The organism is Paucibacter sp. M5-1 (assembly GCF_027498415.2).
Lineage (GTDB): Bacteria > Pseudomonadota > Gammaproteobacteria > Burkholderiales > Burkholderiaceae_C > Roseateles_E.
The window spans coordinates 5,575,912-5,588,707 of sequence record NZ_JAPZLM020000001.1 but is presented as its reverse complement, the minus strand read 5'-3'; the positions used below and the strand labels follow the sequence as shown (position 1 = coordinate 5,588,707).

11 protein-coding genes and 1 tRNA gene are annotated in these 12,796 nt (G+C 68.1%); 6 read left to right on the top strand and 6 right to left on the bottom strand.

Going from position 1 to position 12,796, the window contains the following annotated elements; genetic code table 11:
* Positions 1–270: 270 nt before the first annotated feature.
* Complete coding sequence (locus tag O5M90_RS26345) at positions 271–2,145, top strand: sensor histidine kinase (protein WP_440402468.1); 1,875 nt, start codon at positions 271–273, stop codon at positions 2,143–2,145.
* Positions 2,138–3,478: a sigma-54-dependent transcriptional regulator gene (locus O5M90_RS26340; RefSeq protein ID WP_269840961.1), complete on the top strand. Its 1,341-nt coding sequence runs from the start codon at positions 2,138–2,140 to the stop codon at positions 3,476–3,478. Before O5M90_RS26345 ends, O5M90_RS26340 begins: the two co-directional genes overlap by 8 nt.
* On the opposite strand, the gene O5M90_RS26335 is transcribed toward O5M90_RS26340, so the two are convergent.
* Positions 3,479–4,366 carry an amino acid ABC transporter substrate-binding protein gene (locus O5M90_RS26335; protein ID WP_137943188.1) on the bottom strand — a complete coding sequence of 296 codons (888 nt, stop codon included), beginning with the start codon at positions 4,364–4,366 and terminating at the stop codon, positions 3,479–3,481.
* 119 nt (positions 4,367–4,485) lie between these two features.
* Between O5M90_RS26335 and O5M90_RS26330 the strand changes: the two genes are divergently transcribed.
* Positions 4,486–5,073 (top strand): restriction endonuclease, encoded by a 588-nt coding sequence (locus tag O5M90_RS26330; protein WP_262973818.1) that lies wholly within the window; start codon positions 4,486–4,488, stop codon positions 5,071–5,073.
* Between the two features lie 99 nt (positions 5,074–5,172).
* On the opposite strand, the gene O5M90_RS26325 is transcribed toward O5M90_RS26330, so the two are convergent.
* The 3 genes from O5M90_RS26325 to O5M90_RS26315 form a co-directional block, all read right to left on the bottom strand.
* Positions 5,173–5,249, bottom strand: a tRNA-Val gene (locus O5M90_RS26325).
* Between the two features lie 61 nt (positions 5,250–5,310).
* Positions 5,311–7,539, bottom strand: a complete 2,229-nt coding sequence (locus O5M90_RS26320; protein WP_269840962.1) for a RelA/SpoT family protein — start codon at positions 7,537–7,539, stop codon at positions 5,311–5,313.
* A 2-nt stretch (positions 7,540–7,541) separates the two neighbouring features.
* On the bottom strand, positions 7,542–8,414 hold the full coding sequence (locus tag O5M90_RS26315) for an alpha/beta fold hydrolase (protein ID WP_262973820.1): 873 nt from the start codon (positions 8,412–8,414) through the stop codon (positions 7,542–7,544).
* 50 nt (positions 8,415–8,464) lie between these two features.
* On the opposite strand from O5M90_RS26315, the gene O5M90_RS26310 reads away from it, so the two are divergent.
* Positions 8,465–9,235, top strand: a complete 771-nt coding sequence (locus O5M90_RS26310; protein ID WP_137943202.1) for a 3-hydroxybutyrate dehydrogenase — start codon at positions 8,465–8,467, stop codon at positions 9,233–9,235.
* Between the two features lie 96 nt (positions 9,236–9,331).
* On the opposite strand, the gene O5M90_RS26305 is transcribed toward O5M90_RS26310, so the two are convergent.
* Positions 9,332–10,036 carry an SIMPL domain-containing protein gene (locus O5M90_RS26305; RefSeq protein ID WP_269840963.1) on the bottom strand — a complete coding sequence of 235 codons (705 nt, stop codon included), beginning with the start codon at positions 10,034–10,036 and terminating at the stop codon, positions 9,332–9,334.
* Positions 10,037–10,190: 154 nt separating this feature from the next.
* Between O5M90_RS26305 and ompR the strand changes: the two genes are divergently transcribed.
* Together ompR and O5M90_RS26295 are read left to right on the top strand one after the other, a co-directional pair.
* Positions 10,191–10,925 carry an osmolarity response regulator transcription factor OmpR gene (gene ompR / locus O5M90_RS26300; protein WP_137943204.1) on the top strand — a complete coding sequence of 245 codons (735 nt, stop codon included), beginning with the start codon at positions 10,191–10,193 and terminating at the stop codon, positions 10,923–10,925.
* Positions 10,926–10,938: 13 nt separating this feature from the next.
* Entirely contained in the window at positions 10,939–12,261 is a 1,323-nt protein-coding gene (locus tag O5M90_RS26295; RefSeq protein WP_269840964.1) for an ATP-binding protein, read from the top strand.
* On the opposite strand, the gene ispF is transcribed toward O5M90_RS26295, so the two are convergent.
* Entirely contained in the window at positions 12,239–12,742 is a 504-nt protein-coding gene (ispF, locus tag O5M90_RS26290; RefSeq protein WP_269840965.1) for a 2-C-methyl-D-erythritol 2,4-cyclodiphosphate synthase, read from the bottom strand. The two genes, O5M90_RS26295 and ispF, sit on opposite strands and share 23 nt — an antisense overlap.
* Positions 12,743–12,796: the final 54 nt, after the last annotated feature.

Below are 12,796 nucleotides of genomic sequence, written 5' to 3'. Positions count from 1 at the left end.
TCTGCTTTTTTGAGGCGACCAGCGCCGCCCGACCCGGTCTTCATTGCAATCCATATGCCAGTTCCGAATAACTGCGGGTAATCACCGAAGGATCGGCCCTCAAAACACCCCGAAACACCGCTCGGCCGGCAGGTGGCGCCGACCGGCCGGAAGCAACAGGGCGGAAATCCACACAAGCCAGTCAAACAGCGGGCGGGTTTTCGCATCACCCAGAAAGCCCCGCACGCGGCCGGGACGGCGCGCATCAGATTGGGCACACTACGCATCCCCATGATCGACCGCTTCCAACTCGCAGCGCTGCGGCAGCGGCTGACACGCCGACTGAGCCGACCCCGCTTCTTCATCTACGTGACGGGGGGGCTGATGCTGCTCGGCCTGGTGCTGGGCCAGCGCCTCAGCGAGACCGCCGGCATGGCGCATCTGGCCGCGCTGGCCAATGAGCGGCTGGAACTCTATGCCACCAATCTGGAGGCCGAACTCGGTCGCCACGCCTATCTGCCCGACCTGCTGGCCATCGACGACGAGATGCTGGCCCTGCTCGCCTCGCCGCAGGACGAGTCACGCCGGCGCCGCGCCGACCAGGCCCTGGCCCGCATCAATGTGCGCGCCGGCACCATGCAGATCTTCATCGCCGATGCCGCCGGCCAGGTGCTGGCCAGCAGCGACCGCAGCCCCGCGCCGGCCCGTCTGCGCGAGGCCATCGCCACCGATCTGCGCCACTTCTTTGCCAGCGATGCCGCCACGCGCGGCACCGACTTCTATCTGCTGCATCCGGTGCGCCAGCAGGGCCGGCTGCTCGGCGTGATCGCGGTGCGGTTGAGCCTGGCGCCGCTGGAGGCTACCTGGGTGGATCTGGGCCTGCGCAGCCAGGGCGAACGCCTGCTGGTGGCCGATGAGCAGGACGTGGTCATCATGAGCTCGGTGCCCTACTGGAAGTACTTCGTGCTGGGCCAGGCCGACGAGGACCGGCGCGCGGCCTTGCGCGCCAGCGGCCGCTATCCAGAGTCACCGCTGACCAGCGTGGGCATCCCGCGTCGCCTGCTGGCCAGCACCAATTCCAGCCTGGTGCGCGTGCCGCCGCTGGAGGACAAGCCGCGCGTGATCGAAGGCCCGCAGCTGCTGGCCCAGGAGCGTTTGCTGGTGCCGCTGGGCCTGCGCATGGTCGCGCTGTCCGACCCGAGCGAGGTCTGGCGCCAGGCCCGTTACGCCGGCTGGAGCGGCGCGGCCTTCGGTGCCTGCGCCGGCATGCTGGCCCTGTATCTGTCCTCGCGACGGCGCGCGCTGCGCCAGCTGTTCCAGGCCAAGGCCGAGCTGCAGGAGGCGCATGGCCAGCTCGAACGCATCGTCGACATCCGCACCACCGAGCTGCGCGGCAGCAATGCCGAGCTGAAGCGCCAGATCGCCCAGCGCCTGCAGGTCGAGGACGAGCTGGTGCAGGCCGGCAAGCTGGCGGCGCTGGGCCAGATGTCGGCCGGCATCTCGCACGAGGTGAACCAGCCGCTGACCGCGCTGCGCGCGCTGGCTCGCAACTCCCAGCTGCTGCTGGAGAGCGGTCGCCACGAGGCCGTGGCCGAGAACCTGCGCACCATCGATGCGATGGTCGAGCGCATGGGCCTGATCACCCGCCAGCTCAAGAGCTTCGCGCGCAAGGCCGAGCTGATGAGCGCGCCGGTCTCGCTGCTGCAGGCGGTGCGCAATGCGCAGCTGCTGGTCGAGCACCGGCTGCGCGAGGGGGCGGTGGAGCTGCGCCTGGAGGTGCCGGCCGGGCTGCGGGTGCGCTGCGAGGGCAACCGGCTGGAGCAGGTGCTGGTCAATCTGTTCGGCAATGCGCTGGATGCGATGGCACACGAGACCCGGCGGCAGCTGGGCGTCAGCGCGGTGTCCATCGACGCCGGCGCGCGCGTGCTGGTGAGCGTCAGCGACAGCGGCAGCGGGCTCAGCGAGGCCCTGCTGCCGCGTCTGTTCGAGCCCTTCTTCACCACCAAGCCGGCCGGCGAGGGCCTGGGCCTGGGCCTGGTGATCTCGTCGAAAATCATCCATGAGTTCGGCGGCACGCTGCGCGCCGTCAGACTGGATCAGGGCATGAGCTTCGAGTTCGACCTGGCCGTTGACACCTGGGATGCAGCAAAGGAAGCACATGTTTGAGGGATATCACGTCGTCTTTGTCGAGGACGATCTGCCGGTGCGGGTCAGCCTGACGCAGACCCTGGAGCTGGCGGGTCTCGCCGTCACGCCCTGCCGCTCGGCCGAGGAGGCGCTGCCGCATATCGCGCCGGGCGCGCAGATCATCGTGATCACCGATGTGCGCCTGCCCGGCATGGACGGTCGCGCCCTGCTCGACCATGTGCTGGCCACCGATGCCAGCATCCCGGTAATCCTGATCACCGCGCATGGCGACGTCGCGATGGCGGTGCAGGCGATGCGCAGCGGCGCCTACGACTTCTTCGAGAAGCCCTTCGCGCCCGAGCGCCTGGTCGACACGGCGCGGCGCGCGCTGGATCTGCGCCTGCTGCGCAGCGCCACCGACGAACTGCGCGCCCAGCTGCAGCGCGCCAGCGGCATCGAGGCCGCGCTGCTGGGCAACTCGGCCGTGATGCAGCAGCTGCGTCGCCAGATCCTCAATCTGGCCGGCACCTCGGCCGATGTGATGATTCTGGGCGAGACCGGCACCGGCAAGGAGCTGGTGGCACGCTGCCTGCACGACCAGAGCGCGCGGCGCGACCGCAACTTCGTCGCGATCAACTGCGGCGGCCTGCCCGAGGCCTTGTTCGAGAGCGAGCTGTTCGGACATGAGCAGGGCTCGTTCACCTCGGCGGCCAAGCGCCGCATCGGCAAGATCGAGCATGCCAACGGCGGCACCCTGCTGCTCGACGAGATCGAGACCATGCCGATCGCGCTGCAGATCAAGCTGCTGCGGGTGCTGCAGGAGCGCCGCATTGAGCGCCTGGGCTCCAACGAGGAGCTGCCTATCAACGTGCGCTTCGTCGCCGCCAGCAAGGCCGATCTGCGCGAGCTCGGCGAGCAGAACAAGTTCCGCAGCGATCTCTATTACCGGCTCAATGTCGCGCTGCTGCATCTGCCGCCGCTGCGCGAGCGGCGCGAGGACATCCCGCTGCTGTTCCAGCATTTCGTCGCCCAGGCCTGCGCCCGCTACGAGCGCCCGGCGCCCGAGCTCAAGCCCGAGCGACTGCGCGAACTGATGGCGCACGACTGGCCCGGCAATGTGCGCGAGATCCGCAATGCGGCCGACCGCTTCGTGCTGGCGCTCGATGATCTGGACAGCAGTGCCGCGCTGCAGCAGGTGCCGGCGCTGAATCTGGCGCGCCAGATGGACCTGGTCGAGAAGACCTTGATCGAGCAGGCGCTGCGCCGCACCCAGGGCAAGGTGCCGGCCGCGATGGAGCTGCTGGGCATCGCGAAGAAGACGCTCTACGACAAGCTGCACCGGCACGCGATCAATCTCGATGCCTTCAGGTGATCAGCGGTAGTGCGCGGGATCGGGCGTGTCGGTTGGCTGCGCGATCACGCGCTTGAAGGCCGCGCTCATCGGCAGCTGCAGATTGATGCCCAGCGGCGGTATCGGCGACTCGAACCAGCGCCGGTAGATCGCGAAGATCTCGCCGCTGCGGTACAGGCCGATCAGCACACTGTCGACCAGCTGCTTGAAGGCCGGGTCATGGCGGCTCAGGCCGATGCCATAGGGCTCGACGGTCAGCGCCTGCTCGGACACCTCGTAGCCCTGCGGGCTGGGCAACTGGGCCAGCATGCTGCGCAACAGCACATCGTCCATCATGAAGGCGCGCGCCCGCCCGGTGCGCAGCAGATGGAAGGCCTCGGGATCATCGAGCCCGGCCAGGATGCGAAAGCCCAGATCCTCCTGCTCGTTGATGCTGTGCAGGTACTGGATGCTGGTCGTGCCTATGGTGGAGGCCACCGGCTTGCCGCGCAGATCGCGCAGGCTGCGCACCCCGTCGACGCTGCGCGACAAGAGCTTGGTCTCGGTGACGAAGGTGGTGACCGAGAAGGCCTGGTTGCGCGCGCGCTCGGCATTGTTGGTCGTGATGCCGCACTCCATGTCCAGCATGCCGTTGGCCACCATAGGCAGCCGGGTGGCCGAGCTGACCGCGACCCGCTTGACCTCCAGCTCGGGCAGCTTCAACTCGCGCTTGACGGCCGCGATCACCCGCTCGCACAGCTCGATCGAGTAGCCGATCGGCTTCAGATTGGTGTCAAGATAGGAAAAGGGCAGCGAGGCGGGCCGGTAGCCCATCACGATGACACCGGTGTCGCGGATGCGCGAGATCGACGGGCCATCGGCGGCGGCCGCCCACATGGGCAGGAAGCAAAGCAGGAGCAACAAGCGCATGCCTCGATTTTTGTTCGCGCCGCCGCGCCAGGCAAGCGCGCAACTACCGATACCACCCGGCGACACAAACGGCCGGAATTCGGTAGACACTGCGGCCCTCACTGTTCACGGAGATTGATTTGAAACTGAAGATGGCGAAGAACTCGCTGTTCGCGATCCTGCTGCGCTCGTCCTGGTGGATCAGCCTGCTGATCGCGCTGGTGCTGGGGCTGCTCAGCGCGGCCCTGCTGCCCGATGGGCTGAAGGTGGTCGGCGCCATGTCGGGCCTGCCTTTTGTCGTGATCAGCGTGATGGCTGCGCGCCGCCAGTGGCATCTGCCCAGCGCCGCGCGCATCGCGCAGACCGAGCAGGCGGTGATGGCGATGAACTGGCCGAGCTTCTCGGCGCTGCTGGAGCAGGCTTTTGTTCGCGACGGCTATGCGGTGCAGCGCGGCAAGGGCGAGGCCTTCGATTTTGAGCTGACCAGAGGCGGCCGCCGCATGCTGGTCTGCGCCAAGCGCTGGAAGTCGGCCCGCACCGGGCTGGAGGTGCTGCGTGCGCTGCAGACGGCGCGCGAGACCAGCGAGGCAGAAGACGCGCTCTATATCGGCCTGGCCCCGCTCAGCGACAACGCCCGCCCCTTCGCGGCCGAGCAGCGCATCGCGATCTGGCAGTCGTCCGAGCTGGCCCATGCCTTGCGCGGCCTGCCGCTGACAGCGGCTCGCTAAGCCATTTGACACGCGGCGGCCACGGGCCGCCCAAAGCAAAAATCCCGATAACTCGCTGAGTTACCGGGATCTGCTGTACTTGGGTGTACCTACCAAATTTGGTAGGCGCGATTGGATTCGAACCAACGACCCCCACCATGTCAAGGTGGTGCTCTAACCAACTGAGCTACGCGCCTGAAGAGCTTCGCACTATAGCATGGATTTTTGAGTCTTTCAAACTCTCGCCGTATTTCGCGCTTATTTTCTCCGCGCGCTGCGCACGCCGCTGACCTGGGCCACGCTGCGCAGCACCTGGGCCAGGCGGCCGGAATCGGCTACCTCGACGGTCAGGCTCATCCAGGCGGTCTCGCCCTTGGCCACCTTCAGGGATTGCGTGTTGACCGCGATCACATTCATCTTCTCCTTGGCCAGCACCTCCAGCACATCGCGCAGCAGGCCCTGGCGGTCGCTCGACTCGATGATCACATCGACCGGGTAGAGCGCGCCCTTCTCGGGTGTCTCGCCCCAGGCCACCGCGATCACGCGTTCGGGCGCGCGCTGCGCCATCTGGCGGAAGTTGCTGCAGTCGGCGCGGTGGATGGCCACGCCCTTGCCGCGCGTCACATAGCCGCCGATGCCATCGGGCGGTGCCGGCCGGCAGCAGCGCGCCAGATTGGTCAGCAGCGAATCGACCCCGACCACTAGCACGCCGCCCTTGGGTGCCGAGCTGCCCGCCTTGGTCCGGCGCTGCACCAGCATCTCGTCGGTGTCGGGCTCGGGCGCCGGCGGGCGCAGCAGGTGCTCGATATTGCGCAGCGAGTACTCGTCCTTGCCCACCACCTCGAACAAGGCATCGGCATTCTTGAAGCCCAGGCGCGCGGCCAGATCCTCCAGCTTGGTGGCGGTCTTGCCCTCGCGCTGCAACAGCTTCTCGACCAGCTCACGCCCCTTGGCAATCGTCTGGGCCTGGGCCAGCGCATTGAACCAGGCCCGCACCTTGGTGCGCGAGCGCTGGCTCTGCAGATAGCCCAGCTCGGGGTTGAGCCAGTCGAGCGAGGGCCCGCCCTCCTTCAGCGCGCTGATCTCGACGGTCTGCCCGCTTTGCAGCCTGGTGTTCAGCGGCACCATCTGGCCATCGATCTTGGCGCCGCGGCAGCGGTGGCCCAGATCGGTGTGGACCGCATAGGCAAAGTCGATCGGCGTCGCGTCCCTGACCAGCTCGACGATGGTGGCCTGGGGCGTGAACACATAGATGCGGTCATCGAACACCGGCTGCGCGCCGGGCGCATCGCCCTCGACGAAATCACGCTCCCAGGCCAGCAGCTGGCGCAGCACCGCCTTGCGCGCGGCCGCCACCTGTTCCTCGAACTCGCCAGCCGCCGTGACACCTGCATAGCCGCGCGCCCCCGCCTCCTTGTAGGCCCAGTGCGCGGCCACGCCGTGTTCGGCATGCTCGTGCATCGCGCGCGTGCGGATCTGCACCTCCATCGGCCGCTCGTCCGGCCCCAGCACGACGGTATGCAGGCTTTGATAGCCGTTGGGCTTGGGCTTGGCGATGTAGTCGTCGAACTCGCCGGCCACCGGCACAAAGCGCTCGTGCAGCAGGCTCAGGCAGGCGTAGCAATCGCTGACATCGGGCACGATGACTCGGAGCGCGCGCAGATCGAAGACCCGGTCCAGCTCCAGGCTCTTGCCCTGCATCTTCTTCCAGATGCTGTAGAGATGCTTGGGCCGGCCCTGCACCTCGGCCTGCAGGCCATGGGCCGCCAGATCGGCCTGCAGCGCCAGGCGTGCGGCCTCGATGCGCTGCTCGCGCTCGACGCGCTTCTCGTCCAGTGCGCGGGCCAGGCCCTTGTAGGCCTCGGGCTGCAGAAAGCGGAAGGACAGGTCCTCCAGTTCCCACTTGATCTGCCAGATGCCCAGTCGGTTGGCCAGCGGCGCAAACACCTGCTGCGACTCGGCCGCCACGGCCTGCGAGCACTCGGTCTTGGTCGCGGCAAAGTAGCGCAGGGTCTGCAGCCGCGAGGCCAGGCGCAGCAGCACCACGCGCAGATCGCGCGAGAAGGCCAGCAGCATCTTGCGCACCCGCTCGGTCTGCTGCTGGCGCTGCTCCTCGCCCTTGAGCGCGCCCTGCGCCTCGCGGGCCGCGCGCTGCAGCTGCACCAGCTTGCGCGTGTGCGTCACCAGGCTGGCATAGCTGTCGCCAAAGGCCTTGGCGACGATGTCCTCGGGCTTGTTCAGATAGTCGCCGGCATAGACCAGATAGGAAGCCGCCTGCATCGCCGGCGCCGCGCCGATGCCGGCCAGTATCGCGGCCACGCCATCGGCATGGGCCAGCGCATCCTCGCCGGTGTCCAGCGGCTGGCCGGCCAGCAGCGGCTCGGCAAAGGCGCGGGCACGCACCACGGCCGCCTGGCCCTCGCCGGTGTCGGCCAGCGCGACGATGGGCGCGGCCTGCTCCGCTCTTGCGGGCAATCCTGTCTTCATAACTACCTGAGGAAATGCTGCACCAGGGCGATCTGATCGGCAGCCACCAGGGTCGGCGCATGGCCGACACCGGGCAATTCATGCAAGAGCGCACGGGGGCCGCGCTGCGTCATCGCCTGGGCGGTCGCGCGCGACAAGAGATCGGACTCGGCCCCGCGCAGCAGCAGGGTCGGGCAGCGCAGCGCGTCATAGGCCTGCCACAGCGCGGCCTCGCCGGCCGCCGCCAGCGCCGGCGTCAACGCGGCAAAGGGCTCGGCGATGCGCGGGTCGTAGTGCAGGCGCACGCCGCTGCCGTCGCCTTCAGCATCCGGCCGGAACATCGGCCGCGACAGCGCCAGCCACTCGTCATCGCTGTGCGGCCCGAAGCCGGCCGAAATCTCGCGCAGATGGGCGACGCCCTGCGCCAGGCTGTCAAAGCGCATGCGCTGGCCCAGATAGCTGCCGATGCGCTCCAGCGCCGCATACTCGATGGCCGGGCCCACATCATTGAGCACCAGGCGCCGCACCGGGCTGTCCGGCAGCGCCGCCAGGCCCAGGCCGATCAGGCCGCCCATCGAGGTGCCGACCCAGTCGACCTCGGCCACATCCAGCCGCGCCAGCAGGGTCACCATATCCGCCACATAGACCGGCACCTGGTAGAGCGCCGCGTTGGGCCGCCGGTCGGACTCGCCGCGCCCCATCACATCGGGGCAGATGACGCGGTAGCGCTCGCTCAGGCTGCGGGCCAGCACATCGAAATCGCGGCCCTGGCGGCTCAGGCCATGGACGCAGACCAGCACACGGGGGTTGTCGCGCGCGCCCCATTCCCAGTAAGCCATGCGATGCAGGCCGGCGCTGCTCAGGCATTGCACATGGTTCAGGCGCGGTTCGGGCATTTGTTTCGGTATCCTTTGCAGGCATCCTAACAACCCCCGAGGAATTCCCCATGTTGAAAGGCAAAACCGCCTTGGTCACCGGCTCCACCAGCGGCATCGGTCTGGGCATCGCGCTGACCCTGGCGCGCCAGGGTGTGAACATCGTGCTGAACGGCTTTGGCGATGCCCAGGGGCCGAAGGCCGAGGTGGCCGCACTCGGTGTCAAGGTCGGGTACCACGGTGCCGACATGAGCAAGGCCGGCGAGATCGAGGCAATGATGGCCTATATCGACGCCGAGTTCGGGGGCTGCGACATCCTGGTCAACAACGCCGGCATCCAGCATGTGGCCGCCGTCGAGGAGTTTCCGGTCGAGCGCTGGGACGCCATCATCGCGATCAACCTGAGCTCCGCCTTCCACACCACCCGCCTGGCCCTGCCGGGCATGAAGGCCAAGGGCTGGGGCCGCATCATCAACGTCGCCTCCACCCACGGCCTGGTGGCCTCGGCGCAGAAGTCGGCCTATGTGGCCGCCAAGCACGGCATCGTCGGCTTCACGAAGAGCGTGGCGCTGGAAACCGCCACCACCGGCGTGACCGTCAACGCGATCTGCCCCGGCTGGGTGCTGACGCCGCTGGTGCAAAAGCAGGTCGATGCCCGCGCCGCTGCCGATGGCGTCAGCATCGACGAGGCCAAGAAGCGGCTGCTGGCCGAGAAGCAGCCTTCGCTGCAGTTCACCACCCCGGAGGAACTGGGCGAACTGGCCGTCTTTATGTGTTCCGATGCCGCTGCGAACGTGCGCGGCCAGGCCTGGGCCATGGACGGCGGCTGGACCGCGCAGTAGCCATGCGGTCAGAGCGGGCCGAGCGCCGGGCCGCCCCAGGCCGGCCCGCATCCCCTCGGGGGATCGCTCGACGTACCCGTCGAGCGAGGGGCTCCATCATTTGGTCATCACGACCACGCCGTTGACCGAGACGCTGACGGTCGCCTTGCCGGCCTCGACCGGCAGGGCCTCGTCGGCCATGCCGGCGGCCTTCATCCGCATCATCGAGGGTGCGGCCATCGGCATCGGTCCGGAGTCGGCCGTGTTGACGCTGACCTCGCCGATCTGGTAGCCGGAGAAGCCGAACTGGCGTGCATAGTCGGCCGCGCGCAGCTTGTAGCGCGCGATCGCCTGAGCCACGACCTCGCCCTCGACCTTCTCGCGCGCCTCGCGCGACAGGCTGTAGCCGACCCGGGCGATGTTCATCGTCGCGATGCGGCCGCTCAGCTGGGCGATCGCCGCCGTGTCCTTGCCCTCGACCTGCAGCTCGGCCGTGCCCTGCCAGCCGTTGATCTGGCCGGTCTTGGGCGCATAGCGCGGGTAGAGCGCGAAATTGCCGGTCTGCACCTCGACCTGGCCCGGCTTGGCGATCTTGCGCGCCTCGGCCAGCGCGGCGTCCAACGCCTGCTTCAGCGCACTCTGCACCTGGGCAGCGTCGGTACCTTCCTTGGTGGTCGTGAAGCTGACACCCAGCACATCACGGCTCACTTCCTGGCTTGCGGTGGCGCTCAGGTTCAGCGCGTTCTGGCGCGGCGCCTCGGCCTGGGCCAGCACGGGCGCCAGGGTCATCAAGGCCAGTGCGGCCATGGTTTTGCGTGTCATCGATCTCCCTCAATCGGTTGGTGAACCCTGAGCTTAGCGGTGCGTGCCCCCCATCCGTTGACAAGGAAACATCTGCTCACAGTCCGCGCGGCCAAAGATGTAACAGCGGGCCAAAGCCCTGCAAAATGCCGCTGTTACAAATTCAGGAGTGGCCATGAACACCAGCGCCCAGACCCGGCCCAATCGCATTTTGGTCGTTGACGATGACGCGCGCATCCGCGATCTGCTGCGCCGTTATCTGACCCAGGAAGGCTTCGAAGTCCTGCTGGCCGAGGACGGCAAGGCGCTCAACAAGCAGCTGACCCGCGAGACCGTGGACCTGATGGTGCTGGACCTGATGCTGCCCGGCGAGGACGGCCTGTCGATCTGCCGCCGCCTGCGCGCCGCCAACGACAACACCCCCATCATCATGCTGACCGCCAAGGTCGAGGAAGTGGACCGCATCGTCGGCCTCGAGGTCGGCGCCGACGATTATCTGAGCAAGCCCTTCAACCCGCGCGAGCTGCTGGCCCGCATCAACGCGGTGCTGCGCCGCCGCCCGGCGATGGAGGCGCCCGGTGCCCCGTCCAAGGAGCCGATGACGGTGAGCTTTGGCCCCTTCGAGTTCGATCTGGCGATGCGCCGGCTGTCGAAGAATGGCGAGGCCCTGCCGCTGACCACCGGCGAGTTCTCGATGCTCAAGGCCCTGGTGCGCCATCCGCGCCAGCCGCTGAGCCGCGACAAGCTGGCCCAGCTGGCGCGCGGCCGCGAGTTCGAGCCTTTCGACCGCAGCCTGGACGTTCAGATCTCGCGTCTGCGCAAGCTGCTGGAAGCCGACCCGGCCCAGCCGCGCTACATCCAGACCGTCTGGGGGGTCGGCTATGTCTTCGTGCCCGATGATGTGAGCTGAGCGGGCGTCGCCGATGTCGCGCCCGCATCTCGCGCTGAACCTGTTCTGGCGCACTTTTGCGCTGCTGGCCCTGCTGCTGGTCGGCGGTGTGATGGCCTGGCAGCAGACCTTCAAGGCCCTGGAGGCCGAGCCGCGCGCGCTCGAATCGGCTCAGCAACTGGCCGGCCTGGTCAATCTCAGCCGTGCCGCGCTGGCCAATGCCGATGCGATCAACCGGGTCGCGGTGATCAGCTCGATCGCGCGCAGCGAGACGGTACGGGTGCGCGTGGCCGAGCAGCACGACCGCTGGCAGCCCTATGACACCAGCCCTTTCGCCAAGCGCCTGGCCGCCGAGCTGCGCGGGCGCCTGGGCATAGACACCGTGGTGGCGCGCAGCGTCAACGGCGACGACGGGCTGTGGGTGCGCTTCAGCATCGACCGCGACAGCTACTGGCTGCAGACCAGCCCGGCCCCGCTGTCGGTGACGCTGAGCAGCAACTGGTGGTGGATCGTGATCGCGCTGGTGGCCACGGTGCTGGGCTCGGCCACGATCGCGCGGCTGATCAACCAGCCGCTGCGCGAACTGTCGATCGCGGCCGGCCGCATCCGCGAGGGCGAGTACGACTCGCGCCTGGATGAGAGCACCCGCACCAGCGAGATCCGCGAGGTCAATATGGGCTTCAACCGCATGGCCCGCGAGCTGGCCAAGATGGAGGAGGACCGCACCGTGATGCTGGCCGGCATCTCGCATGATCTGCGCACACCGCTGGCGCGGCTGCGACTGGAGGCCGAGATGAGCGTCAGCGACGAGCTGGCGCGCCAGTACATGGTGCAGGACATCGACCAGCTCGACGCCATCATCAATAAATTCATGGACTACGCCCGGCCCAGCGAGCTGCAGCTGCAGCCGCTGAACCTGGCTGAGCTGGTCGAGCGCGAGGCGCAGGCCTTCCGCGACCCGACCCAGCTGCGCATCGGCATCTTCATCCCGCCGGTGCTGAAGGTCTGGGCCGACGAGACCGAGCTGGGCCGCGTGTTGCTGAACATCTTCGAGAACGCGCGCCGCTATGGCCACGGTCCCGATGAGGCAGCCTGGGTCGAGGTCAGCGCCGAGCAGGAGGGCAACTCGGTGTTGCTGAAGGTGCGCGACCACGGTCCCGGCGTGCCGCCGGACAAGCTGGCACGGCTGACCACGCCCTTCTTCCGCGGCGACGCGGCCCGCACCGCCGCCACCGGCGCCGGCCTGGGCCTGGCCATCGTCGAGAAATCGCTGCAGCGCATCGGCGGCCAGCTGGCGCTGAGCAATGCCCAGGGCGGCGGCCTGCTGACCCAGATCAGGCTGCAGCGGGCGAACTAGGCTGTAGCAGGCAGACGGCGCGCGCCTCGATGGCCCGGCCCTCGCCCACCGGACCCATCTTCTCGGCCGTCTTGGCCTTCACATTGATCTGGTCCATCTCGATGCCCAGCACCTCGGCCAGGCGAGCCCGCATCGCCGGGATGTGCGGCGCCATCTTGGGCGCCTGCGCGACGATGGTGCTGTCCAGATTGACGATCTCCCAGCCGGCCGCGCGCACGCGGCGGTAGGCCTCGGCCAGCAGCAACATCGAATCGGCGCCCTTGAATTCGGCCGCGGTGTCGGGGAAAAGCTTGCCGATATCGCCCAGCGCGGCCGCGCCGAGCAAGGCGTCGGTCAGCGCATGGGCCAGCGCGTCGGCGTCGGAATGGCCCAGCAGGCCGTGGCTGTGCGGGATGGTGACGCCGCCGAGTATCAAGGGGCGGTCGGCGACGAGGGCGTGGGTGTCCCAGCCTTCACCGATGCGGAACATAATGCGGGCCATTTTGGGCGGCTCTCAAAGGAAGAGGACGGAGAGCTTAGCGTGCTTTGCGCGCGC